At 61.6% G+C, this 25,767-nt stretch carries 25 protein-coding genes and 1 tRNA gene; 20 read left to right on the forward strand and 6 right to left on the reverse strand.

What is annotated here, in order from left to right; all coding sequences use genetic code 11:
• Positions 1-2: 2 nt before the first annotated feature.
• From tkt to gph, 8 genes are all read left to right on the forward strand, one after another.
• The gene (tkt, locus tag JL2886_RS01715) at positions 3-2,003 is read left to right on the forward strand and encodes a transketolase (RefSeq protein WP_065270435.1); all 2,001 of its coding nucleotides are present in this window, start codon (positions 3-5) and stop codon (positions 2,001-2,003) included.
• Positions 2,000-3,001 carry a type I glyceraldehyde-3-phosphate dehydrogenase gene (gap, locus tag JL2886_RS01720; protein ID WP_065270436.1) on the forward strand — a complete coding sequence of 334 codons (1,002 nt, stop codon included), beginning with the start codon at positions 2,000-2,002 and terminating at the stop codon, positions 2,999-3,001. Before tkt ends, gap begins: the two co-directional genes overlap by 4 nt.
• The gene (locus JL2886_RS01725) at positions 3,001-4,212 is read left to right on the forward strand and encodes a phosphoglycerate kinase (protein WP_065270437.1); all 1,212 of its coding nucleotides are present in this window, start codon (positions 3,001-3,003) and stop codon (positions 4,210-4,212) included. Before gap ends, JL2886_RS01725 begins: the two co-directional genes overlap by 1 nt.
• Positions 4,213-4,221: 9 nt before the next feature.
• Complete coding sequence (gene fba / locus JL2886_RS01730; protein ID WP_065270438.1) at positions 4,222-5,277, forward strand: class II fructose-bisphosphate aldolase; 1,056 nt, start codon at positions 4,222-4,224, stop codon at positions 5,275-5,277.
• 71 nt (positions 5,278-5,348) lie between these two features.
• Positions 5,349-6,032, forward strand: a complete 684-nt coding sequence (rpe, locus tag JL2886_RS01735; protein ID WP_065270439.1) for a ribulose-phosphate 3-epimerase — start codon at positions 5,349-5,351, stop codon at positions 6,030-6,032.
• A complete protein-coding gene (locus JL2886_RS01740) occupies positions 6,022-6,726 on the forward strand; it encodes an HAD family hydrolase (RefSeq protein ID WP_065270440.1) in 705 nt (234 codons plus the stop codon). The genes rpe and JL2886_RS01740 overlap by 11 nt, the downstream gene beginning before the upstream one ends.
• 15 nt (positions 6,727-6,741) lie before the next feature.
• Positions 6,742-7,299: a thioredoxin family protein gene (locus JL2886_RS01745; RefSeq protein ID WP_065270441.1), complete on the forward strand. Its 558-nt coding sequence runs from the start codon at positions 6,742-6,744 to the stop codon at positions 7,297-7,299.
• Positions 7,296-7,967 (forward strand): phosphoglycolate phosphatase, encoded by a 672-nt coding sequence (gene gph, locus JL2886_RS01750; RefSeq protein ID WP_065270442.1) that lies wholly within the window; start codon positions 7,296-7,298, stop codon positions 7,965-7,967. Before JL2886_RS01745 ends, gph begins: the two co-directional genes overlap by 4 nt.
• Positions 7,968-7,997: 30 nt before the next feature.
• Here gph and JL2886_RS01755 read toward each other — a convergent pair whose 3' ends face one another.
• Positions 7,998-8,882 (reverse strand): LysR family transcriptional regulator, encoded by an 885-nt coding sequence (locus JL2886_RS01755; RefSeq protein ID WP_065270443.1) that lies wholly within the window; start codon positions 8,880-8,882, stop codon positions 7,998-8,000.
• Between the two features lie 144 nt (positions 8,883-9,026).
• Here JL2886_RS01755 and JL2886_RS01760 point away from each other — a divergent pair, with 144 nt between their 5' ends.
• Entirely contained in the window at positions 9,027-9,647 is a 621-nt protein-coding gene (locus JL2886_RS01760; RefSeq protein ID WP_065270444.1) for a glutathione S-transferase family protein, read from the forward strand.
• Between the two features lie 241 nt (positions 9,648-9,888).
• The gene (locus JL2886_RS01765) at positions 9,889-10,512 is read left to right on the forward strand and encodes a hypothetical protein (protein ID WP_065270445.1); all 624 of its coding nucleotides are present in this window, start codon (positions 9,889-9,891) and stop codon (positions 10,510-10,512) included.
• A 229-nt stretch (positions 10,513-10,741) separates the two neighbouring features.
• Here JL2886_RS01765 and JL2886_RS19305 read toward each other — a convergent pair whose 3' ends face one another.
• Complete coding sequence (locus tag JL2886_RS19305) at positions 10,742-11,482, reverse strand: hypothetical protein (RefSeq protein ID WP_156767912.1); 741 nt, start codon at positions 11,480-11,482, stop codon at positions 10,742-10,744.
• A gap of 12 nt (positions 11,483-11,494) precedes the next feature.
• Positions 11,495-11,579, reverse strand: a tRNA-Leu gene (locus tag JL2886_RS01775).
• Between the two features lie 226 nt (positions 11,580-11,805).
• Between JL2886_RS01775 and JL2886_RS01780 the strand changes: the two genes are divergently transcribed.
• A complete protein-coding gene (locus JL2886_RS01780) occupies positions 11,806-12,339 on the forward strand; it encodes a Hint domain-containing protein (protein ID WP_065270446.1) in 534 nt (177 codons plus the stop codon).
• On the opposite strand, the gene JL2886_RS01785 is transcribed toward JL2886_RS01780, so the two are convergent.
• Positions 12,336-14,063, reverse strand: a complete 1,728-nt coding sequence (locus JL2886_RS01785; protein WP_065270447.1) for a bifunctional ADP-dependent NAD(P)H-hydrate dehydratase/NAD(P)H-hydrate epimerase — start codon at positions 14,061-14,063, stop codon at positions 12,336-12,338. The two genes, JL2886_RS01780 and JL2886_RS01785, sit on opposite strands and share 4 nt — an antisense overlap.
• 172 nt (positions 14,064-14,235) lie before the next feature.
• Between JL2886_RS01785 and JL2886_RS01790 the strand changes: the two genes are divergently transcribed.
• The 6 genes from JL2886_RS01790 to JL2886_RS01815 all read left to right on the forward strand — a co-directional run bounded on the left by JL2886_RS01790 (position 14,236) and on the right by JL2886_RS01815 (position 21,076).
• Positions 14,236-14,574 (forward strand): P-II family nitrogen regulator, encoded by a 339-nt coding sequence (locus JL2886_RS01790; protein WP_065270448.1) that lies wholly within the window; start codon positions 14,236-14,238, stop codon positions 14,572-14,574.
• Positions 14,575-14,667: 93 nt separating this feature from the next.
• A complete protein-coding gene (glnA, locus tag JL2886_RS01795) occupies positions 14,668-16,074 on the forward strand; it encodes a type I glutamate--ammonia ligase (RefSeq protein ID WP_065270449.1) in 1,407 nt (468 codons plus the stop codon).
• Between the two features lie 193 nt (positions 16,075-16,267).
• Positions 16,268-17,449: an ATP-binding protein gene (locus tag JL2886_RS01800; protein WP_065270450.1), complete on the forward strand. Its 1,182-nt coding sequence runs from the start codon at positions 16,268-16,270 to the stop codon at positions 17,447-17,449.
• A 124-nt stretch (positions 17,450-17,573) separates the two neighbouring features.
• The gene (locus tag JL2886_RS01805) at positions 17,574-18,824 is read left to right on the forward strand and encodes an Hsp70 family protein (RefSeq protein ID WP_065270451.1); all 1,251 of its coding nucleotides are present in this window, start codon (positions 17,574-17,576) and stop codon (positions 18,822-18,824) included.
• 99 nt (positions 18,825-18,923) lie between these two features.
• Entirely contained in the window at positions 18,924-19,721 is a 798-nt protein-coding gene (locus JL2886_RS01810) for a lytic murein transglycosylase (protein WP_065270452.1), read from the forward strand.
• 329 nt (positions 19,722-20,050) lie between these two features.
• Positions 20,051-21,076, forward strand: a complete 1,026-nt coding sequence (locus JL2886_RS01815) for a hypothetical protein (RefSeq protein WP_065270453.1) — start codon at positions 20,051-20,053, stop codon at positions 21,074-21,076.
• 43 nt (positions 21,077-21,119) lie between these two features.
• Here the strand turns inward: JL2886_RS01815 and JL2886_RS01820 are convergent, their stop codons facing one another.
• Both JL2886_RS01820 and JL2886_RS01825 read right to left on the reverse strand, forming a co-directional pair.
• Complete coding sequence (locus tag JL2886_RS01820) at positions 21,120-21,890, reverse strand: heme-dependent oxidative N-demethylase family protein (RefSeq protein ID WP_065270454.1); 771 nt, start codon at positions 21,888-21,890, stop codon at positions 21,120-21,122.
• A 117-nt stretch (positions 21,891-22,007) separates the two neighbouring features.
• A complete protein-coding gene (locus tag JL2886_RS01825) occupies positions 22,008-22,556 on the reverse strand; it encodes an NUDIX hydrolase (protein ID WP_065270455.1) in 549 nt (182 codons plus the stop codon).
• A 102-nt stretch (positions 22,557-22,658) separates the two neighbouring features.
• On the opposite strand from JL2886_RS01825, the gene JL2886_RS01830 reads away from it, so the two are divergent.
• The 3 genes from JL2886_RS01830 to purB all read left to right on the forward strand — a co-directional run bounded on the left by JL2886_RS01830 (position 22,659) and on the right by purB (position 25,740).
• Positions 22,659-23,879: a bifunctional alpha/beta hydrolase/OsmC family protein gene (locus tag JL2886_RS01830; protein ID WP_065270456.1), complete on the forward strand. Its 1,221-nt coding sequence runs from the start codon at positions 22,659-22,661 to the stop codon at positions 23,877-23,879.
• Between the two features lie 169 nt (positions 23,880-24,048).
• Complete coding sequence (locus JL2886_RS01835) at positions 24,049-24,306, forward strand: DUF6455 family protein (RefSeq protein WP_065270457.1); 258 nt, start codon at positions 24,049-24,051, stop codon at positions 24,304-24,306.
• 129 nt (positions 24,307-24,435) lie between these two features.
• Entirely contained in the window at positions 24,436-25,740 is a 1,305-nt protein-coding gene (gene purB, locus JL2886_RS01840; RefSeq protein ID WP_065270458.1) for an adenylosuccinate lyase, read from the forward strand.
• Positions 25,741-25,767: the final 27 nt, after the last annotated feature.

The following is a 25,767-nucleotide window of genomic DNA, read 5'->3' on the forward strand; positions in this document are numbered from 1 at the left end:
TCATGAATGTTCAAACCCCGGTGAAAGCGGATGAAACCCTGATGGCCAATGCCATCCGCGCTCTGACCATGGATGCGGTGCAGGCTGCAAACTCCGGTCATCCCGGTGCGCCGATGGGTCTGGCGGATGTGGCAACGGTGCTGTTCAACCGCTTCATCAGGATCGACCCGTCCCGCCCCGACTGGCCCGACCGCGACCGTTTCGTGATGAGCGCGGGACATGGCTCCATGCTGGTCTATGCGATCCACCACCTGCTCGGCTACACGGATATGGACGCCGCTCAGCTGCGCAACTTCCGCCAGATGGGCGCGCGCACGGCGGGACACCCCGAATACGGCCATGCCGCAGGGATCGAGACCACGACCGGCCCCCTGGGCCAGGGGATCTCGACCGCCGTCGGTATGGCCTTGGCAGAACGCATGATGCAGGCGCGGTTTGGCGACGACCTGGTCGATCACTACACCTATGTGATGGCCGGGGACGGCTGCCTGATGGAGGGGATCAGCCACGAGGCCATCGATCTGGCCGGGCACCTTGGCCTGTCGCGGCTGATCGTCTTCTGGGACGACAACCGGATCACCATCGACGGGCCCACGGATTTGTCGACCTCCATGAACCAGAAACAGCGGTTCGAGGCGGCAGGCTGGCACGTGCAGGCCGTGGATGGCCACGCACCCGAGGCGATCGCCGCCGCGATTGCTGCCGCCCGCGCCGATGACCGCCCGTCGATGATTGCCTGCCGCACGGTTATCGGCAAAGGCGCGCCCAATATGGGTGGCAGCCACAAGGTGCACGGCGCCCCCTTGGGCGCCGAGGAGATCGCAGCCACCCGTGACGCCCTTGATTGGCCGCATGCGCCGTTTGTTATCCCCGATGGTGTGCGCAACGCCTGGGAAGACGTGGCAAAACGCGGCGCCAAGACCCGGAAAGACTGGCAGGCACGCAAGGAAAACTCACCAAAGGCAGCGGAGTTCGACGCGGCCATGGCCCCGCCGGATGCAGAGGCGCTACACGCCGCGATCACCGCCTACAAGGCCCGCCTCAGCGCCGATGCGCAAAAGGTCGCGACCCGCAAGGCCTCCGAAATGGCGCTGGAGGTGGTCAATGCCACCCTGCCCAACAGCGTGGGCGGCTCGGCGGACCTCACGGGATCGAACAACACCCGCAGCAGCGCCATGCGCCCGGTGACGGCACAAGATTTCAGCGGCGATTACATCCATTACGGCATCCGCGAACACGCCATGGCCGCCGCGATGAACGGCATCGCCCTGCACGGCGGGTTCAGAACCTATGGCGGTACTTTCCTCGCCTTTGCCGATTACTGCCGCCCCGCCATGCGGCTCTCGGCCCTGATGGGGGTGCCCGTCACATACGTGATGACCCATGATTCCATCGGCCTTGGCGAGGATGGCCCCACGCATCAGCCGGTGGAAACCATCGCCTCGCTGCGTGCAATGCCGAACATGAATGTGATCCGCCCCGCCGATGCGGTGGAAACCGCCGAAGCCTGGGAAATGGCGGCCACTTCGGACACCACCCCCACGGTCTTATGCCTGTCGCGCCAAGGCCTGCCCACCCTGCGCCGCAACCACAGCGCCGAAAACCTGACTGCACGCGGCGCCTATCTACTGCGCGGCGGCGGCGCGCGGGACGTGACCCTGATCGCCACCGGATCGGAAGTGGAAATCGCCATGGAAGCCGCCGACCTGTTGGAAGCAGGCGGTATCCGGGCCGCCGTTGTCTCTGCCCCCTGTTTCGAGGCCTTCGCCGCCCAATCCCCGGACTACCGCGCCGCCGTGCGTGGCAGCGCGCCCCGGGTCGGCGTCGAGGCCGCCATACGCCAGGGCTGGGAGCTGTTCCTGGAACGTAGCGACGGCTTCATCGGGATGAGTGGCTTTGGCGCCTCCGCCCCCGCCGAGGAGCTTTACCGCCACTTCAACATAACGGCTGAGGCCATTGCCGCCTCGGCCCGCCGACAGATCGAGAAAAGGACGAAGGCATGACCACGAAAGTCGCCATCAACGGCTTTGGCCGCATCGGACGCTGCACCCTGGCCCATATCATCGAAAGCGGTCGCAACGACATCGAGGTGGTGAAGATAAACGCCACCGGCCCGATTGAAACCAACGCGCATCTTCTGCGCTATGACAGCGTACACGGGCGATTTCCGCATCCGGTTGCGGTCAATGACGACACGCTGGATCTGGGCCGTGGCCCGATCAAGGTCTTCTCCACCTACAATCCCGAGGAACTCGACTGGGATGGTGTCGATGTGGTGCTGGAATGTTCCGGTGTCTTCAATTCCAAGGAGCAATCCTCGGTCCACCTGAAACAGGGCGCGCGCAAGGTGCTGATCTCGGCCCCCGCCAAGAACGCCGACCGCACCGTGGTTTACGGCGTCAATCACCGCGATCTGCGCAGCGATGAGTTGGTGGTTTCCAACGGCTCCTGCACCACCAACTGCCTTGCACCGCTGGCCAAGGTTCTGAATGACGCCATCGGCATCGACAGCGGCATTGTCACCACGGTGCATTCCTATACAGGCGATCAGCCCACGCTGGATCGGCGCCACAAGGATCTCTATCGCGCCCGTGCGGCCTCGATGTCGATGATCCCCACCTCCACAGGTGCGGCCAAGGCCATTGGGGAGGTTCTGCCGGAACTCTCGGGCCGTCTGGATGGATCCGCCATTCGGGTGCCCACCCCGAATGTATCAGCCGTCGATCTCACTTTCATGGCGGGTCGCGATGTGACCGAGGACGAGGTGAACGCAATCATGGCCGAGGCCGCGGCAGGCAACATGCAGCAGATCATCAGCTACGAGACCGAGCCGAAGGTCTCGATCGATTACAACCACGACAGCCATTCCTGCAATTTCGCCGCCGACCAGACCAAGGTTCTGGGCGCGCGTCTGGTGCGGGTGATGGCCTGGTATGACAACGAATGGGGCTTTTCCTGCCGCATGGCGGATACGGCCAATGCCATGGGGAGACTTCAGTGATGGACCTGCCGCAGATTGACACATCCTCGGTCAAGGGCCGCCGCATCCTTGTGCGCGCCGACCTCAACGTGCCGATGAATGAGGACGGCACGGTCAGCGATGACACCCGCATTCGCCGCTTTGCCGATGGGATGAAGCCCCTGCTGGCCGCAGGCGCGCGGCTGGTGATCCTGACCCACTTTGGCCGCCCCGAGCCGGGCGCCGAGGCCGGGCCGCATTCCGTCGAACCGCTGATACCAGCACTGGCACAGGCGCTGGGCCGCCCGGTCCGCTTCTGCCCGCACCTAATCGGAGAAGAGCCAGTCGCCCGCAGCCGGGGTCTGACGGATGGCACGGTCATGCTCTGCGAGAACCTGCGCCTGCATGCCGGGGAAACCGCCAATGACCTTGCCTTTGCCGCGCAGGTGGCCAAGCTTGGCGATATCTACATGAACGATGCCTTCTCCTGCGCCCATCGTGCCCATGCTTCGACCGAAGCCTTGGCGCATCTGCTGCCCGCCGTGGCAGGCCCGCTGATGATCGAAGAGATCGCCGCACTGTCCGCAGCGCTGGAATGCCCCAAGCGCCCGGCTGTGGCGGTGGTGGGCGGCGCTAAGGTCTCCAGCAAGATCGCAGTGCTGAAGAACCTGGTTCAGAAGGTCGATCACATCATCATCGGCGGCGGCATGGCGAACACGTTTCTTTTCGCCGATGGCGCGCCCATGGGGCGCTCGCTGCACGAGGCCGACCAGATCGACACGGTGCGGGAAATCCACGCGCTGGCCAAAAAGGCAGGCTGCACCCTGCATCTGCCCGAGGATGTGGTGGCCGCCTATGATTTTGCCGCCGGTGCAGCCCATGACATCACCCCGGCAGATGCCTGCCCCGAGAACGCGATGATCCTCGATGCGGGACCGCGCGCGCTGAAACGGTTCCAGTCGGTACTCACCTCCTGTAAGACGATCCTGTGGAACGGGCCCTTGGGGGCGTTTGAACTCTCTCCCTTTGACCTTGCGACCCGGCACCTGGCACAGACCGCAGCCGATCTGACCCGGCAAGGGCTGGCTGTTTCTGTCGCAGGTGGCGGGGATACGGTTGCGGCCCTGAACATGGCCGGTGTATCTGGCGATTTCACATATGTCTCCTCCGCCGGGGGGGCTTTTCTGGAATGGCTGGAGGGTAAGACGCTCCCCGGCATTGCGGCGCTGCAAGGCGCGGCAGAAGCGGCCTAAGAGGTTTTCATGGCACTTATCACTCTTCGTCAACTGCTCGACCATGCCGCCGAACACGGCTATGGCGTGCCCGCCTTCAACATCAACAACATGGAGCAGGGTCTGGCGATCCTGAAGGCCGCCGCGAAATGCGACAGCCCGGTGATCCTGCAGGCCAGCCGCGGCGCGCGCTCTTATGCGGGCGACATCATGCTGCGCCACATGATCCAGGCGCTGGTGGAAATGTACCCCCATATCCCGATCTGCATGCATCAGGACCATGGCAACAACGAACAGACCTGCCTGTCGGCGATCCGCCACGGCTTTACCAGCGTGATGATGGATGGCTCGCTTGAGGCGGACATGAAGACGCCGGCATCTTACGACTACAACGTCGAGATCACCGAGCGCGTCTCGCGCATGGCCCATTGGGTTGGCGCCTCGGTCGAAGGCGAGCTGGGCGTGCTTGGCTCGCTGGAAACCGGAGAAGCGGGCGAAGAGGACGGTTCGGGCGCGGTGGGCAAGCTCTCTCAGGAACAGCTTCTGACCGATCCCGATCAGGCCAAGGATTTCGTGGCGAAATCCCAGGTCGATGCGCTTGCCATCGCCTGCGGCACCAGCCACGGCGCCTATAAGTTCAGCCGCAAGCCCACCGGCGATATCCTGGCGATCAGCCAGATCGAGGCGATCCACGCCAAGATCCCCAATGTGCATCTGGTGATGCACGGCTCCTCCTCCGTGCCGCAGTACCTTCAGGACCTGATCAACGAATACGGCGGCGAGATGCCCCAAACCTATGGCGTGCCGGTCGAAGAGATCGAGCGCGGCATCAAGTCGGGCGTGCGCAAGGTCAATATCGACACGGATAACCGCATGGCGATCACCGGCCAGTTCCGCAAGGTCGCGCAGGAAAAACCGACCGAGTTCGACCCGCGCAAGTTCACCATCCCCGCGATGGAAGAGATGGAAAAACTCTGCCTTGACCGTTTTGAACGCTTCGGCACCGCGGGCAATGCCGCGAAGATCACGCCGATCGATCTGGATGAGATGGCAAAACGCTACGGCAGCGGTGCGCTGGCGGTCTGATCTCTCCCGCGCGAAGCGAATCCGGGGGGCGTTCGCGCCCCCTGCCCCTCCCCGATATGACGAGGCTCCCGATGTCCTTTGACCGCAGCGTGAAGATCGCGCCCTCCATCCTCTCTGCCGATTTCGCCAACTTCGGCCAGGAGATTCAGGCAATCGAGGCCGAAGGCGCAGACTGGGTGCATGTTGACGTGATGGATGGTCACTTCGTCCCCAACCTCACCTTTGGCCCGATGGCCGTCAAAGCCTTCCGCCCGCATGTGAAAACCGTGATGGACGTACACCTGATGATCGCGCCCGTCGATCCCTATATCGAGGCCTACGCCGATGCGGGCGCTGACGTTCTGACCGCCCATATCGAAGCAGGTCCGCATATTCACCGCACCCTGCAGGCCATTCGCGCATCGGGCATGAAGGCGGGCGTTGCCCTCAATCCCGGCACCCCGGCCGAGGCGGTGGCGCATCTTCTGGACCTCACCGATCTGATCTGCGTGATGACGGTGAACCCCGGTTTTGGCGGGCAGAAGTTCATCGACATGACGGGCAAGATCATCGCCCTGCGCCAGATGATCGGCGACCGCCCCGTGCATATCGAGATCGATGGCGGCGTTGATCCCACCACCGCCCCCAAGGTGCGCGCGGCAGGTGCCGATGTGCTGGTGGCGGGATCGGCGGTCTTCAAGGGCGGCTCGGTCGACAACACGGGCGTCTATGGCAACAATATCCGCGCCATCCGCGCGGCGGCCAATGCCGCTTGAGGCGCTGATCTTTGATGTGGACGGCACCCTTGCGGAAACCGAGGAGCTGCACCGGCGCGCCTTCAACGAGACATTCGCCAAAGAAGGCCTCGACTGGAATTGGAGCCGGAACGACTACCGCCGCCTGCTCCAGACCACCGGCGGCAAGAAACGTATCGCCCACCATATGCGTGACCTGAGTCTTGCGTCCGACGCTATCGACATTCCCGCGCTGCACAGGGCCAAAACGGATCGCTATGTGCGCCTGATGGGCGACGGCGGATTGCAGCTGCGCCCCGGCATTGCGGGTTTAATCGCAACGGCATGCTCTGCCGGGCTGACGGTAGCCATTGCCACCACCACCAGCCGCCCCAATGTCGACGCCCTTTGCTATGCCTGTTTCGGCGCGCCTGCCGACAGTCTTTTCCCGGTCATTGCCTGCGGCGATGAGGTCGCTGCCAAGAAACCCGCCCCGGATGTCTATGAGCTGGCCTTGAAACGTCTGCACATCGCCCCGGAAAACGCCCTTGCGTTTGAGGACAGCAGCAACGGGTTACGCAGCGCCGACGCCGCCGGACTGGCCTGTATCGTCACCCCGTCGGTCTACACAGGCGACGATGATTTCACCGGCGCCGAATGCGTGGTCCCGGATGTCACTCACCTCGGCGGCATTGAGGCGCTCGCACCCCTTCTGCCCACGCCGCGAACCGACTGACAAAAGGAACCGATCATGGCTGTCTCCCCTCCTGTTTGCGATTTCGGCTGGCGCGCGCCAGATTTCCGCCTGACCGGCACCAATGGCAAGATCTACAGCCTTGCGGATATCGCTGGTCCCAAGGGCACGCTGGTGATGTTCATCTGCAATCACTGCCCCTATGTGATCGCGGTTCTGGACCGGATTGAGCGTGACGCGCGCGATCTCCAAGAGCTGGGCATCGGTGTCGCGGCGATCTGCGCCAACGACCCGGTCGCCTATCCCCAGGACAGTTTTGAAAACATGGCGGCGCTGGCCCGTGACCGTGGATTCACCTTTCCCTATTTGCATGACGTGGACCAAACCGTCGCTCGCAGCTGGAATGCCGCCTGCACACCGGATTTCTTTGGCTTCAACGCCGCAGGCGCGCTGCAGTACCGGGGCCGCCTCGATGCATCGGGGCGCAATCCGGCGCCGGAAGGCGCCCGGCGCGAATTGTTTGAGGCCATGCGACAGGTCGCAGACACCGGCCAGGGCCCGGCGGATCAAGTGCCGTCGATGGGCTGTTCGATCAAATGGAAGGATCCCGCATGAGCCGCGCAATCGTTTTCGACCTTGACGGAACGCTGGTGGACAGCGCCGCCGACATCCACGCCGCCGTGACCCAGATGCTGACAGAGTTTGGCAAGCCGCCGCTGACACTTGCGCGGGTGACCAGCTTTATCGGCAATGGCATACCGAACCTTGTCCGGCTGGTCATGCGCGACGGCGGCATCCCCGAAGCAGATGAGAACCTCGCCATCACCCGGATGATGGCGTATTACGCAGCGCATCCCGCCGACCTGTCGCAGCCCTACCCGGGCGTGACCGACTGCCTTACGCGCCTGCAGGAGGCTGGCATTCGCCTTGGCGTATGTACCAACAAATTCCGGGCCCCGGCGCTGCAGATCCTCGAAGCACTGGATCTGATGCAATATTTCGAGGTCGTCGTAGGCGGTGATACTCTGCCCGTCCGAAAACCCGACCCGGCCCCCTTGCACCACGCCTTTGAAGCCCTGGGCGGGACCTCGCGCATGTATGCGGGCGACAGCGAGGTCGATGCAGAGACAGCGCAGCGGGCGAGCATCGACTTTGCCCTTTTCACGCAGGGATACCGGAAAACCCCGGTGGATCAGCTGGTCACGGCCTGCACCTTCGACGCCTTCCGGAATCTGCCCGCTATCGCAGACCGCGTCATGACGGTCAAAGCCGGGTCGGTCTGACCTGCCCCCCAGCCGCGCCCGGCAGGTGCTTCACCCGCCAAATGCCCCGGCCAGATGATCGATCAGCGCCCTGATGCGCGTGGTCAGATGCCTGTTGGGCGGGTAGACCGCATAAAGCGGCATATTCACCGTGCCCCGATCCGCAAAAAGCTGCTTCAGCTCGCCGCTCTCCAGAAATGGGCGTGCCGCGTATTCCGGCACCCGGCCAATGCCCCGCCCCAGCGCTGCCATATTGACCACCGCGCGGGGGGAATTCGCCCTGAAATCCCCAGTGACCGTGACCGCGATCTGACGACGCCCCTGGCTGAAGGTCCAGACCTCTGGCTGCGACGAGGCCGTCATCAGCAGGCAATTATGTGTCGACAGCGCGTGGGGTTCCTTTGGCTCGCCATGGGCCGCGAGATAGTTGGGCGATGCGGCCACGACCACCGGCATGTCGGTCAGCTTGCGCGCAACCAGCGAGGAATCCTTCAGCGTGCCGAACCGCACCGCAAGATCGACGCCTTCCTCAAGGATCGAAATATGCTGGTCAGAGAGCACAAGTTCGATCCGCACATCCGGATGCGCAGTTTGGAACGGCTGTAGCGCCTGCACCAATTCGCGGCTACCAAGCCCGGTCGGGGCCGTGATGCGGATCGGACCGACAAGCTGCTGCTGGCGCTGCTGCACCACGTCCTCCAGCTCTTCGAACTGATCAAGCAGGGCGATGCAGCGTTCCAGATAGGCCTGTCCGGTGTCGGTCAGAGTGACGCTGCGCGTGGTCCGGTGCAGCAATTGCGCGTCCAGTCTTTCCTCAAGCCGGGCCACATATTTGCTGGCCAGTTTGGTGCTGATCCCCACCTGCCGGGCACCCGCGGTAAAAGAGCGTTGCGCCGCCACGGCAGCAAAGGTGCGCATACAATCCAGCGTGTCCATTCTACGGAGTTCCTTGCATATTCTTTGCCGTCAATTCGTACATTATACTTCGTCAATTTCACCGGTTATCCTCACAATATGGCGAGTTTACCTTTGCCTTGTCCATAAGCCGCACAGGCATCAGACCAAGGAAGGAAACCCCAAATGTCCAATTCAATCCGTATTCACGGCTTCCCGCTCTCCGGCCACTCCCACCGAGTAGAGCTGCTTGCGAACCTCGCCGGCATCGCACATGAGGTCATCACCGTTGACCTCGCCGCAGGCGCCCACAAGGAAGAGCCGTTCCTGTCGCTGAATCCCGCCGGTCAGGTCCCGGTGATCGAAGACGGTGACACCGTGATCGCTGACTCCAACGCCATCCTGGTCTACCTGGCGCGCAAATACGCACCGTCCTTCCTGCCCACCGATCCGGTGCTGGAAGCCGAGGTGCAGAAATTCCTCAGCCTGGCAGCTGGCGAAATTGCTTTTGGCCCGGCAGCAGCCCGTCTGATCAACGTCTTCAACGCACCCTTTGACGCAGAATTCTGCGCGGCAACCGCCGCCACCGTCTTTGGCAAGATCGAGGCGCATATGGAAGGCCGTGAATTCCTGGTGGGCACCGAGCCGACCATCGCCGACATCGCCATCTATTCCTATAGCGCGCATGCGCCCGAAGGTGGCATCTCGCTGGAAGCCTACCCGAACCTGCGTCGCCTGCTGGCCAATATCGAAGGTCTGAAAGGCTTCAAAGCCATGCCCGTGACCAAGGTCGGCCTCGCAGCCTGATTGGGGTGGCCGTGGCGTCTATATCGGCGTGGCGCCACGGCCCCCTCCATATGCCCGCCCCACTATCGGGGCATATCCTGCAGGCAAACCGACATCTACGTCACCCAAATTGCCTGCTCCGTAGTGGTCCATTGGCCGATATCCAGACGCAAGAGTACCGCTCAACAACTCAGTTACCGCGCATTTCCGAACCGGTCGAAGGTCGCTTGAAGGTCCGGCAACCTTCCCTATAACGCGCGGCATGTCAGCAAAGATCTTTTCAATGGAGCCGCGGGAGGACGGCGGCGCCCGGTTTGTGCTCAACTACAAACACATAGGTCGCAGCGGCATTCAGCGAATTTCCTGTGATCTGACACAGACTGACCTTCTGCAAATGGTGCTATTCGCCGAAGCGCTCAACCTGCGCAATCGCCTCGGCCCCTCGGCTGCATCGGATGTAGCAATCGATGGATTGCAGGTCTCCTTTGTCCCGGCGCAGCGGGAGCTCATTCTTGAGCGGCAAGCTGGCTACTCCCAAAAGACCGCCCGCATGCCGGTTGACGTCTTTCTCTCCGAAATGGCGGGCATGACCGACATTTGCCTTGCCCGCGCCGAGACGTCAAAGAATGGACCTGCCCTGAAGAGCATGCTGGCGGAGTGCAGACCGCCAGCAGAGTTCGAAAGGCTGTTGGGGCTAGACCTAGCTGATCTGGCTATGCACCAGCTGCGGGAGATTGCGCTGCTGATCCTTGCGCAGGACGCCGCCATCCGCGGCTCTGTGCTCGCCCGCAAGCTGCGCGGAAAGAAATCACAGGATCAAGCGCGTGAGGCGGTCATCAGCCTTGTATTGACGCTCGCCGCTGAATGTATGCCCGGCTCGACCTAGATAAGCCACCCCAAGGCGAGCAGCCCGCTCTCGGCTCAGGCGCCGCTCAGCGTTTCTCTGCTCTGCGGTGCCATAACCCCAACGAGTAATACCGCCGCAAACGACCGCCGTATGCCGCGGTCAGGGTGAAAGGTCGATGCACCGCCGGGGTGTCCGTCGCGGTGCACAATTGAAACGCCGACATATCCAGACTTGAGGAATTTCAAAAGGTATGGCAGCCCGGAACCTCCTACTGAGCGACCATCGGAAGTCGATAACAACAATGCCGCACACAGACCGTCTCCAAACCGATTGCTCGAAATGTGCAGCCCTTTGCTGTGTTGTACTGGCTTTCGACAAGGGCGAAGACTTTGCTTTCGACAAGAACCCTGGCGAACCTTGCAGGAATCTCTCGGGGCATCGCTGCAGCATCCACGAAAAGCTGACGCAGGAAGGCCTGAAGGGGTGCGTTGCCTATGATTGTCTGGGTGCCGGTAACCGCGTGATCCAAGACGTATTCGGGGGGCAGACTTGGCGAACCGAGCCGCGCCTGATGCGTGTGATGATGGAGGCTTTTCATGGTATGTGCGAGGTTCATAAGCGTATCGACCTGCTGCGTGCCGCTGGGACCCTCCCCCTGAAGCCACAGGACGAGCAGATCCGTTGCAGCTTCCTTGACCGCCTCGAGGATGACCACTGGAGCGGCCCCGACCTCCACGATTTCGAGGTCGGCCTGGCGCTTGAAATCGACATTTTCATGCACGGGGTTCAGCGAGAGTTTCCAACCTTTTTGCCCGATTCCCCTTAAACCTGGAACCTGCAACGTTTTCAGGAACTGTTTCGGCCGCGTGGGCCTTCGTAGGTCAGGTGCGTTAGTCGGGACCTGGACGATAAAACAGGACGTCGACCAGCCACCGCTACTGCCGCACAAAAAGGGGCAGCCTTCAAGTCCCCCAGCGGAATCCTGACAAAAGCGACTTGGATTTTTCATTTGAAATCAAAATGGTGCGGGTGAAGGGACTTGAACCCCCACGCCTTGCGGCGCCAGAACCTAAATCTGGTGCGTCTACCAATTCCGCCACACCCGCACTGACGCAGCACCTTCCGGCGCTGCGTGAGCCGCTGAATAGCAAAGCCCGCCGCAGGATGCGAGAGGAAATCGCACCGGAGCCACACTATTCGATTGCGGCACCAAAGACACATCTCAGCCACAGCTTCCCCCATAAGCGAAAAATTGCGCAGACGCGGGCGCGCCAAATGGCTAGTGTCTGAAAAAAACAAATAAAATGCTACTGAGGCAGAGCGAGAGACCCCATGAAACCGCACGCGAATCCGCCTGCGCAGCATATCGTTGCGCGCATCCTGCAAAGCCGCCGCGAGCAGACCGGCAGCCACGCGGCCCAAAGTTCGGTTACGCTGATTACCGGCACTCCGATCCAGACCCAAGACGGCGCTTTGGCCGTTGAGACTCTGACAGCCGGGGATCAGTTGATTACACGGACGCAGGGCCTCACTCCGCTGAGCAAGATCCGCAAATCCCGCGCCATGATGCATGCGGTCCGCTTCACAGCCGGATCGCTTGGGCACACTCAGCCGGGCGGAGATTTGCTGCTGCCGCTGAACCAGCAGGTTCTGATCCGAGACTGGCGCGCCAAGGCGATGTTCGGACAGCCCCAGGCCGTTGTGCCTGCGTTCGAACTGATCGATGAGGAGTTCATCCGCGACGAAGGCATGCAGATGTTGGAACTCTGCACCCTGACCTTTGATCGCCCCCATGTGATCTACGCGGGCGGCATGGAGATCGCCACCTCCCGCGCGGCAGGCGACAACCTGCGCCCGGCGGCTTAAAACCTTAGCTTGCGAAATACGGCTGGGATCTGCTCTGGCAGGTCCTCGGCGATCAGTCCGGGGCCGAATTCCAGCGCGCATTCTACATGCAGCCAGGCGGCGCTTTCCGCCGCTTGCATCGGGCTAAGGCCCCGCGCCAGCAAACCGGTGATAAATCCCGCCAGCACATCCCCCGACCCAGCCGTCGCCAGCCAGGGAGCGGCGCGATCATAATGGGCGGAGTTGACCGAGCAGCGCCCATTCGGCGCGGCGATGACCGTATCGGCGCCCTTGAACAGCACCACACAGCCTGCCCGCACGGCGGCCTCCCGCGTGGCGTCCACCTTGGAATAGGCCGGACCTTTGGTGGCGGGTACCTTCAGTTTTGCTGCTATATCCGGGAACAGCCGCGCAAATTCGCCGCCATGGGGCGTCAGCACGCATTTTTCATGCAGCATGGAAAAGAGCTCTTCCGGCGCATCGCCAAAGGCTGAGAGCGCATCGGCATCCAGCACCGTGGCCCGTTTGGCCACCAGAGCCGCAGGGACAAGATCCCGCGCGCGATCAAGGCCCATTCCGGGGCCAAGGCAGAGCGCATTGAGGCGGCTATCCACCAGCGCCTGAGCCAGAGCCTCAGCATCTGCCACCCGTTGCAGCATCAAAGCGGTGATCTGGCAGGCGACCTCCTGCTGGGCGCTTGGCGGCACGCCCAGCGTCACCAGCCCCGCCCCGATCCGAAGCGCGCCCCGCGCCGACAGCCGCGCGGCACCTGTTTTACCGGAACCACCCGAAAGGATCAGGGCGTGACCGTGGGAGAATTTGTGGCCTGATCGCTTGGCCATCCAGCGGGAAGTGTCTTTGAAAGATATCTTACTGCGAACGTCATCAACGATTGGCGCTTGCCCTGTGAGGCGAACACCGGCTGGACGCAATATGCCAACCGGGCCATTTTCGGTCACAACAAAAGGCGGCTGCCCTTCTTTTCGAGGTTTGAAAGACCGCCAGTTCGCCAAACCGATATCCTTGACTACCACACGCCCACAGTGCGTGGGGCCAGCGGCGATGAAGTGACCGACTTTGGGGGAGTCAAACGCGACCGTCAGTCTGGCTTGGGGCCGAGGGTCAGGCTCCTTGGGCAGTGCTGACGTTCGGATCTTCGCCCCCGCAGGAAGCTTGCCAAACAGCTCTTTGAGCGATGGCGGCTGCGGCACCAACCATCGACCGCTATCCAGACAAATCCCGGAAGGTGCGTCGATGGCCACGGTACAATCGTCATAACGGTCACCATTTCTGCCCGTCATATGGCTGATAACATCCAACGCCGTCCCCTCGAGCGGGCGTGACAGACCGGTTCCGATAAGAGCATCGATGTAAATCGTATAGGGCTCTTTCCGAAACCCTCTTTCAGAAAGCTCCTCTACCTGATTGTCAGCCAACCAGATTTCGTAGTTCGTGCGCGCGTCGGGGGGGAGCTTGTCCGGATCACCATATAGGAAAACCTTAACGAGCCATCCTTTCCCAGCCAATAGGCGTGCGACGACGAAACCATCTCCGCCGTTGTTTCCCGGTCCACATAGAACTGCTGCGCTTTGCGGAGCACTTTCATACTCGGGCCATTCCTCGAAAATCGCCTCTACCACGCCCTGCCCGGCCCGCTCCATCAGCTCCAGGCCGGTCACCTCACCTGACTCGATGGCGGCCTGTTCAATGGCGCGCATCTGGGCAGCTGTCAGCAGTTCGGTCATTCTACAGGCTCCCGCGATTCAATTCTGATTATTTTTTGTGCGCAGTGACTATTTTTTAAACACACGCGCTCATTTTGCAGGCTGATTTTCCGGCATCTTTGGCGGCATCCATTGTCGCCAGCATTTAGAAATGATCTGACCAGCTTCGACAAGGTTGTGAGGAGCCCACGAGATGAAAAAGATCGAAGCCATCATCAAACCGTTCAAACTGGACGAGGTGAAAGAGGCGCTGCAGGACGTCGGTGTACAGGGCCTGTCCGTGATCGAGGTCAAGGGCTTTGGTCGCCAGAAGGGGCACACGGAACTTTATCGCGGCGCCGAATACGTCGTCGATTTTCTGCCCAAGGTGAAAATCGAGGTGGTTCTTGACGACGATCAGGTGGACGGCGCGATCGAATCCATCGTGAACGCGGCAAAGACAGACAAGATCGGCGACGGCAAGATCTTCGTCAGCCCGGTCGAGCAGGCCATCCGCATCCGGACCGGCGAAACCGGCCCCGACGCACTCTAATACCAGATATCGCCAGCGCGCTGAGATTGCCAAAGGCAGCGCAGCGGGTTGGCGCAGCAACACACGAATTTTCTTACGGAGAGGAAAGCACCAATGAGCAAGGACGCAGTTCTGAAGCTGATCAAGGACGAGGAAGTCGCCTATGTCGACATCCGGTTCACCGACGTACGTGGTAAACTGCAGCACGTCACCGTAGACGTGGACATGGTCGACGAGGATTTCCTCGAAGAAGGCTTCATGTTCGATGGCTCCTCCATCGCGGGCTGGAAATCGATCGAAGCTTCGGACATGAAGCTGATCCCCGACACCGAGAGCGCCTATATCGACCCGTTCTACGCGGAAAAAACCATCTGCATCCACTGCTCGGTTGTTGAGCCCGACACCGGCGAAGCCTACGAGCGTGACCCGCGCGGCACCGCACAGAAGGCCGAAGCTTACCTGAAGTCCAGCGGCATCGGCGATGCGGCGTTCATGGGCCCGGAAGCGGAATTCTTCCTGTTCGACGACGTGCGCTTCTCCAACTCGATCAACAAGGTGTCCTATGAAGTCGACGCGACCGACGCGTCCTGGAACACCGATGCCGAGTATGAAGTTGGCAATATGGGCCACCGTCCCGGCGTCAAGGGCGGCTACTTCCCGGTCAACCCCGTCGACGAAGCACAGGACCTGCGTTCGGAAATGCTGTCGACCATGAAGCGTCTGGGCATGAAGGTGGACAAGCACCACCACGAGGTTGCCTCCTGCCAGCACGAACTGGGCCTGATCTTCGACAGCCTGACCAAACAGGCAGACGAGCTGCAGAAATATAAATACGTGATCCACAACGTCGCGCACGCCTACGGCAAATCGGCAACCTTCATGCCGAAGCCCATCGCAGGCGACAACGGCACCGGCATGCACGTGAACATGTCCATCTGGAAAGACGGCAAGCCGCTCTTTGCTGGTGACAAATATGCGGACCTGTCCGACGAAGCCCTGTGGTTCATTGGCGGCATCCTGAAGCACGCGAAAACGCTGAACGCCTTCACCAACCCGTCCACCAACTCCTACAAGCGTCTGATCCCCGGCTTCGAAGCTCCGGTTCTGCGCGCCTACTCCGCCCGTAACCGTTCCGGCTGCGTGCGTATTCCGTGGACCGAAAGCCCGAAAGCCAAGCGTGTCGAGGCCCGCTTCCCCGATCCGGCCGCAAACCCCTACCTGGCGTTTGCAGCCCTGCTGATGGCTGGCCTGGACGGCATCAAGAACAAGATCGATCCCGGCGAAGCCATGGACAAGAACCTCTATGATCTGCCCGCCGAAGAGCTGGCCGACATCCCGACCGTCTGCGGCTCCCTGCGTGAAGCGCTGGAATGCCTGGCGGCCGATCACGAGTTCCTGCTCCAGGGCGATGTGTTCACCAAAGACCAGATTGAGGGCTACATTGCGCTCAAGATGGAAGAGGTCGAAACCTACGAGCACACCCCGCACCCGGTTGAGTACGGCATGTACTACAGCTGCTAATAGCTGCGGCAGTCGAAACCAAGAAAGAGCGCCCAACGGGCGCTCTTTTTCATTCACAGGCCCGGTCTTCACTGGACCAACCAGTGGCAGTCTTCAGATCTGGAGCGATGCGGGCGCTTCAGAAAAGGTTAAGCTCTGCCACCATAATGTCGTAGGGTGCGACATGAGTTTCTCAGAATAGCGAGCGTTCATAATGCAGAAATTCAGCCTCAGGGATCTTGAGCTGATCGACGGCCCGCCCCACCCGGAATTCGACAACCTGACCCGGTTGGCACAACGCACCATTGGCGCCCCGGTGGCTCTGCTCTCCACCATCGACAGCGACGCAAAACGTCAATTCTTCACCAGTCAGACCGGGCTTGGCGGCCCGGCGGCAGAGGATCGGCACGCGCCTCTGTCTCATTCCTTTTGCCAGCACGTGATCCAAAAGGATGCCCCCGTGGCTGTTGAAGATGCCCCAAACCCTCCCCCGGATCTGGGCACGGGTATTGCCCCGGGGCTTGGCATTGGTTCCTATCTTGGCGTGCCGGTTTATCGACCCGGCGGTGTACCCGCTGCGGTGCTGGCGGTAATTGATGACAAACCGCGCGCCTGGACTGAGGCGGACATATCCCTGCTGCGGCAACTGGCCTTTTGCGCCACCGATGCGATCCGGACGCGGGCAACAATGCTTGAAATGGCACATATCAACCGGGAGAGGCGCGAGTTCACTTATGCGGTTTCGCATGATCTGAAATCGCCAGCCAATACGCTCAACCTGCTGCTGCAGGAGCTGGATGCCGAACGCGACCGGCTTAGCGAGGACGGAATTTTCCTGCTGGAGCAAAGCCAGAAGACCGCAGCCCGCATGATGCGGCAGATGAATGACATTCTGGAATACTCCCGCGTGGTTGGCGCCCGCATCCAAAAGCGGGACATCGATCTCAACACGCTGGCGGGCGAGCTGGTGCAGGATCTGCAAGGCGAGATCCAGCATGCCGGGGCCACCGTCGACATTGGCCCCCTGCCGGTGGTGACTGGCAACCGAATGCAATTGCGCTGCCTATTTCAGAACCTGATCACCAATGGCATTACCTTCCGCTCAGGTGCGCGCAAACCCATCGTCTCCATTACGTCCGTTTCCGGGGCCAACAAGGGGCAGGAACGCATCGACGTCACCGACAATGGCGCTGGGATCTCAACCTCAGATCAGCAGCAGATTTTTCAGCTATTCAAGAAGCTGCACAACCCGAATGAATACGATGGCACCGGCATCGGACTGACACTCAGCCGCCGGATCTGTTCCAACCACAATGGCCTGCTGGAGGTGTCATCTGAGGTCGGACAAGGCTCCACCTTTCGGGTTACCCTACCAAGCGGATCCTCTGCGACCTGAACCGATCAACCGCGTTCCCCCATCGCTGCGGATGACAAAGGCAAATGGGCGGGGCAGTCATTCTTGAACCCCGCCCGTTCTGCCTGTAAAGCCGTCGCTCCCCGGACCCGCAGGAGACAGGCCAATGACCGCCCCCATGACTTTAGGCATCGATTTTGGCACCTCCAATTCGGCAGCAGGTGTGGCGGCGGGCGGACGCCCCTGGCTGATTGAACTGGAACCAGGCGAACAGACCCTTCCCACTGCGGTTTTCTTTGATCCCGACAGCGGCAAGATGCGCATCGGACGCAGCGCCACCCGGGCGCTGATTTCCGGCGACGAGGGCCGCTTCATGCGCGCCCTCAAAAGCCTCCTTGGAACGCCCCTACTGCACGAGGAACGTCGCCTTGGCGGGCAGCGAATGACCCTTTCGGCGGTAGTCACCCAGTTTCTGGCCGAGATCAAAGCCCGCGCCGAGGCGCAGACCCACATGACATTCACCCATGCCCTGTCGGGCCGTCCGGTGCGGTTTCACAGCCGCGATGAGGCCCGCAATGCCCAGGCCGAAGACGACCTCCGTGCCTGCTACCTGGCTGCCGGATTTCAGGACGTGCGCTTCATGCTGGAGCCCGAAGCGGCGCTGCGCGCAACCGAGGCCCGCTCGGGGCTGGGGCTGATTGTCGATATCGGTGGGGGCACTTCGGACTTTACCGCCTTCCGGCAGGACGCTGACGGCACCACTGATATTCTGGCCTCCTACGGGATCCGTCTGGGCGGCACCGATTTCGACCAGAAGATCAGCCTGGCGCGGGTCATGCCGCTTCTGGGGCGTGGAAGCAGCATCCGCAACAGTTTCGGCAGCGGCACCCTGCCCGCGCCGAACCGGATCTACAACGATCTGTCCAGCTGGCAGATGATTCCGTTTCTTTATACGCCCGAGCACCGCCGCGCCGCACGTGACCTCCAGCAACAGGCGAGCGAGCCGGACAGGCTGGCGCGCCTCGTCAGCACGCTGGAGGATGAACTGGGTCACGACATCGCCTTTGCGGTGGAGCGCGGCAAGATCGCAGCCAACCACCCGCAGGACGCCGACGCACAGATCGATCTCAAGGTTCTGGAGCGCGGCCTGCAGGCCTCTCTTTCTGGCGATGACATCTCGGCCCTACTGGAGGCACAGATGCAGGAACTGGCCGAGGCCGCCGCAGAGACACTGAAACTGGCAGGCACTGCCCCGGAAGAGGTTAATCGCATCGTTCTGGTTGGGGGCTCGGCGCTGCTGGGCTGTCTGCAGCAGGAAATTCAGCGGCTTTGCCCCGGCGCGACGGTGGAAAACCGTCATGCGCTGACGGCCGTGGCTGACGGATTAGCCATCGCCGCCGCCGAGGCCTTTGCCTGAGAGCAACACCAGCGCTGAAACGCGCCACATCACGCTATATTTCCTGCGCGGGAGCGGTAGGCTAGAGACATCCAGTTCCAGTTTCCGAAAGCTCCCACCATGCGTGTTTTACCAGTTCTGTGCCTTTCCCTGACTTCTTTGCTGCCGGTCGCCTCTGTGGCCGCCTCCTGTGGCAATAACTCTTCGGGCTTTGCCAGCTGGAAGGCAGAGTTTGCGGCCGAGGCCAAGCGCGCAGGCGTCAAGGGCAAGGGACTAAAGGCACTGGCACAGGCACAATACGCCAGCCGCACCATCGCCGCCGACCGCAATCAGAAAAGCTTTCGCTACAGCCTTGAGAAATTCATGCAGCTGCGCGGCTCAGCCACGATTGTTGCGCAGGGGCGCAAACGCAAAGCCCGCAACCCACAATTCTACGCGGCGCTGGAAAAGAAATACGGCGTGCCCGCAGGTGTCCTGATCGCCATTCACGGCATGGAAACCGCCTTTGGCCACTTCATGGGGGACAGTCAGGTGGTTTCGGCCATCGTGACCCTGACCTACGATTGCCGCCGCTCTGATTTCTTCCGGTCCCATGCTATCGGCGCGCTGAAGCTGGTGGATCAGGGCGCGATCACTCCCGCGACACTCGGCGCCAAACATGGCGAGCTTGGCCATACGCAATTCCTGCCCGGAAATGCGCTGACCTATGGCGTGGACTGGACCCGCGACGGGCGCGTCGACTTCTATGATCAACAGGATGCGTTGGCTTCGACCGCGAATTACCTGCGCAAGAAAGGCTGGAAACGCGGCAAGGGCTACCAGCCGGGGCAGCCGAATTACAAAGTCCTAAAACAATGGAACGCGGCAACGGTCTATCAACAATCGCTGGCCATCATGGGACAGCAGATCGACGGCTGAACCTCGGGCTTGGCCCGCGGCCACGGATTGCTGGCACGGGCGCCAACTGAGTCCCTTGCCCCATACTGCGAACAGTCCGTCCATTTGCCGTGCATTGTAATCACTATGGCATCAACATGGCCGCAGGGCGCCCGGTTTCAGCCACATTCGGCTGGGGCTTGCGCCAAACACGACTGACATCACATTGTTTTTATTTGAATAAAAATTTACAGACCTGCCCTGGCGGGATTTTTTACCCCGCCCCTCAGAACCTGTTCTGATGCCTCACTTTGTGCCTTTTCCCTTTGTAATCTTGGGTTAACGGCACCCCGAACGAAGGAGGCTTGAGAATGACACAGGTAGAACAGTTCAAAGGCAGGCTCGGTTTCAAGACCCGCAGCAACCGGCTCCTCAACAAGGGGCTGATCCAGGCGGTCGATATGCTTGAGGAATACGGCCACCCGATGGCGCAGATCAACACTCGGGCGGCAAACCGGATCGAGATGGAAGGCGATCAGTACCGGGTTATCCTGCGGCTGCGGCGCCTACCGCTGCGGCTTGGCATGCATGTTCCGGCCGGCCTTTCTGCTCCGGCAATCTTCCTTGAGGTCACCATGGAGCGCCTCTACCCCAGCGGCAGTGATAGCGAGATCACCGAGATCCTGCTCGCGGTTCTCCTGCGCCGTCTGGCCGAAACGCTATCGCCCACGGTGGTGTTCTGGCAGGACGCGCCCAAGGCGATGACCTGCGACGCTTTTCTCGGCGTCTTCAACCTGCATCACGCGGAAGACATGGCAGATACGGCAGAGGCGCAGGCCACGGCCGAAAGGACGCCGGGCTCCCTGCTCAGCCGCCCGGCGTCCGACAATATCCCCCCACGTAGTGCCTTACCGCGGCGCCGCTCCGCCCGGGCTGCCCTGCCCGCGCCCTCCCCGTTCAAACCGACCGGCAAATCGCGGACCTCGGCAAAACTGTTTGCCGCCCGCAGTGGCGCAAACCCGGCGCCCGTGGCCGGGAAGCCGCGCGGACGTTCCTGTTTCGCGCCGGTAGAGGCGATGGCAGATGATCTGGACCAGCAATGCGCCCGCCACGTGCGCACCGATCCAGCACACGCCGATCAGGTCGTGGATCTGTCGGGCCTAAAACCCGCTCAAGGCGGTGCGCGGGCGCAAGGCATCGTGACATGGGCTGCAACCGGACTGGTTGCGATGCTGTCGGCGCCCGCTGCCCTGCTGCTTTTGCTGGTTGAATTGCTCAGAGGCTCCCAGCTGACCCCGCGCAGGCAAGCCCTGAGCCTTGGTGTCTTTCTGGCCCTGTTGCAAAGTACGGAAATGGTTCAAGCCGCAGCAAAGGTCCTGAAGCTGCCAACCCCCTGAACTCCGAAGCCCCCGGACCGGAGGGCGCCTTGCCGGATGCAGCCTATACGGTCTCGATATCCTGCTCGTCCTGCTGCCATTGGCGCAGGACGTCGGCGCGGCTCAGCACGAAGGTGTGGATCGAAAAGACAACCGCGCGGGTGCGAGGCAGACGCAGAATGCTCTGCGTTTCGCTGCGCATGAACCCGGCTTCTTCGCTGCGCGGCTGTTCGCGCGGCGCATCGGCGCTGCGGGGCTGGTGCAGCATCGGATCGTGATACCACAGCGCATTGAACCGCCACAGCGGGCGATCCACCTGCACGCCGTCAAACAGCCGCTGCACCCGCGCCGCAATATTGGCGTCATAGCTGTCGACCGGCACGTGAATGGCAATCAACGGACGCATGAATTTTTCAGACAATGTCCAGCTGGCCGGGAAACACAGAACCGCGCCGGTTAGCACGTGCTCCGCCGCGCCTTCGGGTTTCTCCAGAATGCAAAAATCCTGCTGGGTGATCCGGCCAAGGGTTCCCAGGGGATCCTGCCAATCGATCCGCACCGTCACCCCATCGGGGCGCTGCACTTGATCCTCAGCACCGGGGTACAGATGGGCCAGTACCCGTTCCAGCAATTCTTCGGCAGCGGGACGGCCGCCCTCATCCAGCATCAGGACCTTGTCCCGGGCCGTGTCCAGCAAGCGCTCACGCTCCGCCATCTGGTCGCCAAAGGCATCATCCGAACGCAGCCAATCGGCCACCGGCAAAGGTTTGATCCCCGGCAGACGTTGCGAGGCAAGCGGGTTGTACGGAATCTGGGTCTGTAGAATCGCTGTCATGTTATGGTGCTAGCATAAATTTGATCAAAAGGAGGAGGCCCTGTGTCCCGTTCAGCCAAAAACCACTAAAAAATCACGCGACCCGCTGTCGCAGAGGCAGGTTTAGGCGCACTGCCGTCAGCAGGCACTGGCCCCGCGCAAAAACCCCGGCAGTTTCTCACGCAACACAAGAACGCTTGGCGCTGTTGTTCGCTCTTCCAGCCGGACCAGCGGGACCCACTCCAGCGCGTGGGATTCGTGGCTGACCTGAATTTCCCCCGCCGCAGCGCGAAACAGGAAACGCACGTCATAGTGCAGATGTGCGCATTCTTTGGGCGATGCCGGAATTTCATGAATATCGACGTCAAACACCTGCGGCGACAACACCTCAATCCGGGAAAGGCCACTTTCCTCATAGGCTTCCTTTTGGGCCACAAAGGGCGCATCGGAAATCCCGTCGCAATGGCCTCCGAGCTGCAGCCAGCGGTCCAGTTTTGCGTGGTGGGTCAACAGGACAGAGGACATATCCGCAGAGAGAACAAAGGCCGAAGCGGTAACATGCCCGGTGGCCGGATCGCGATCAAAGGCGCGGGGTTCTGACGCGCAGAACCGGCCAAGACGGGACCACATGTCATGGTCGCGTGCTGTTTCAGGGCTGTACCCTCCGATGCCGATGATGTGCTCCATGGTCTCGCCCCTTCACCTTCACGTGTTATTTTCGGCCCGCGCCTTGCCGAACCCCGCCTGCTGCCGCACCTTAGGATCGAGAAAACCAAAGGCCAATCTTCCATGCCCACAGAACGCATCACGTTTCCCGGACACGCCGGGACCGCGCTAGCTGCGCGCCTCGACCTGCCCGAGGGGCCTGTCCTTGCCACCGCCCTGTTCGCACATTGCTTTACCTGCTCCAAGGACATCCCGGCCGCCCGGCGCATCGCGGGGCGTCTGGCCTCGATGGGTATTGCGGTTCTGCGCTTTGACTTTACCGGTCTTGGACATTCGGATGGGGAGTTCGAGAACACCAGCTTCTCCTCCAATGTCTCGGACCTGATTGCAGCCGCGCAGTATCTGGCGGGGCGCGATATGGCGCCGCAGTTGCTGATCGGGCATTCGCTGGGCGGCGCCGCGGTTCTGCGCGCCCGCGCGGGCATTCCTTCGGTGCGCGGTGTGGTGACCCTCGGCGCGCCTTATGATCCCGAACATGTGGCCCACAACTTTGGCTCCCAACTGACCGAGATCGAAGCGGTCGGCGCCGCCGAAGTCTGCCTTGGCGGGCGTCCCTTCACCATTCGCCGCCAGTTTCTTGACGATATCCGCGCCAGCGCCTTGGGCCCCTGCATTGCAGGTCTGGATGCGGCCCTTCTGGTGATGCATGCCCCGCGCGATGAAACCGTCGGGATCGACAACGCGGCCGAGATCTTTGCCGCCGCCAAACACCCCAAGAGCTTTGTCACGCTGGATGACGCGGACCATCTGATTTCCCGCGCGCAAGATGCCGAATACGCCGCCGAGGTGATTGCCGCCTGGGCCGGGCGCTATGTGGAGATGACACCGCCCGCCCCGCCCCCCGGCGCACCCGAGGGGATCGTGCGGGTTGCCGAAGCCGATCCCGAAGGCTTCCTGCAGGACATTCAGTCCGGCCCCCATCACCACGCGCTGGCCGATGAACCGCTGGCCTATGGCGGCACCAATCGGGGGATGTCCCCCTATGGTTTCGTCGCAGCGGGGCTTGGCGCCTGCACCTCGATGACCATCCGGATGTATGCCCGGCGCAAGGAATGGCCGCTTGACAGCGTTTCGGTTGATGTATGCCACGACAAGGTGCACGCGCAGGATGCTGCCCCGGCGGGTCCGGCCAAGATCGATCAATTCACCCGGAAAATCAGCCTCTGCGGCACCCTGACACCGGATCAGCGCGCAAGGCTGCTGGAGATTGCCGACAAATGCCCGGTGCATCGCACATTGGAAAGCGGTGCCCGGGTGATCACGGTAGACATTTCGCCTCACTAAGTTCAGCGCTGCTGAGCGTAGTCCAAATACGATACGGACAGGCGGCTTTTTCTCCGCCCGTCCGCGCAATTCCTGCGCCGATTGATCGATATCAAGGCCCGCCCTTCGTTCTTAGCCATGATCGCCTGCAATGCATTCGCACCCTTATTGGCACGACAGGAGACGCAACATGGGACTGGTGAAGAAACTGGAGCAAAGCTCGGACCTCGTGAACGGCATGGCCGACCGCCTTGGTATCGACATGGGCGAGATCATCGCTCGTGACCCGGAGCACGAAGGCCCCAAGCTGATGCGCGCTATCATGCGCTGCAGCCAATGCGACGATCAGGCAGGCTGCACCCAGTTGCAAGCGGATCAGGACCATCTGGACGCGGCCCCGACCTATTGCCGCAACAAGGACGTCTTTGACCGTATCAGCCAGGGCTGACCCGGTCAGCTCGGCTCCGCGGCGGGCGGACAATACGTCCCGCCCCCGCCGTGGCGGCTTGTCCCTTTGAGCAGAGCGGTCTATGACGCGGCGCAAGTGTTCCCGCAATTGCGAAAGGTGTTTCCGCCGATGATCCCCCGTTATGCCCGCCCCGACATGGTCGCCATCTGGTCCCCCGAGACCAAATTCCGCATCTGGTACGAGATCGAGGCGCACGCCTGTGACGCGATGGCCGATCTGGGCGTGATCCCGCGCGAAAACGCCGACGCCGTCTGGAAGGCCAAGGACGTGGAATTCGACGTCGCCCGCATCGACGAGATCGAAGCCGTCACCAAACACGACGTCATCGCCTTCCTGACCCATCTTGCAGAACACGTGGGCAGCGAAGAAGCGCGTTTCGTGCACCAGGGCATGACCTCCTCCGACGTGCTCGACACCTGCCTCAACGTGCAACTGGTGCGCGCTGCCGACATCCTGCTGGCCGATATGGACAACCTGCTGGCCGCGCTGAAGAAACGCGCGATGGAGCACAAGAACACCGTGCGCGTCGGCCGTAGCCACGGCATCCACGCCGAACCCACCACCATGGGGCTGACCTTTGCCCGTTTCTATGCCGAGATGGACCGCAACAAGGCGCGCCTGCAGCAGGCCCGCGAAGAGATCGCCACCGGCGCGATTTCCGGCGCTGTCGGCACCTTTGCCAATATCGACCCCGCGGTGGAAGAGCACGTCTGCGAGAAACTGGGCCTCAAGCCCGAACCGATTTCGACCCAGGTCATCCCGCGCGACCGTCACGCGATGTTCTTTGCCACGCTGGGCGTCATCGCCTCCTCGATCGAGAATGTCGCCATCGAGATCCGCCACATGCAGCGGACCGAAGTGTTGGAAGGCGCGGAATTCTTCTCGATGGGCCAGAAAGGCTCCTCGGCGATGCCGCACAAGAAGAACCCGGTGCTGACCGAGAACCTGACAGGTCTGGCCCGTCTTGTGCGCATGACCGTGATCCCGGCGATGGAGAACGTGGCGCTGTGGCACGAGCGCGACATCTCGCACTCCTCGGTCGAACGCGGCATTGGCCCGGACGCCACCGTGACTCTGGACTTTGCCCTGAACCGTCTGACCGGCGTCATCGACAAGATGCTGATCTTCCCCGAGAACATGCTGGAAAACATGAACAAGTTCCCGGGCCTGGTGATGTCGCAGCGGGTTCTGCTGGCGCTGACGCAAGCGGGCGTGTCCCGCGAAGACGCCTATTCCATGGTGCAGCGCAACGCGCTGAAGGTCTGGGAAGAGCGCCTTGATTTCCAGGAATTGCTGCTTGCAGACCCCGAGGTTGTTGCTGCCCTCGGCGAAGATGGCATCAAGGAAAAATTCGACATGGGTTATCACACCAAACATGTCGACACGATCTTCAAACGGGTGTTCGGCGCCTAAACGGTAGCCCCATCTAACATGTGACAG

The sequence above is a fragment of the Phaeobacter gallaeciensis genome (genome assembly GCF_001678945.1).
In the GTDB taxonomy this organism is placed as follows: Bacteria; Pseudomonadota; Alphaproteobacteria; order Rhodobacterales; family Rhodobacteraceae; genus Phycobacter; species Phycobacter gallaeciensis_A.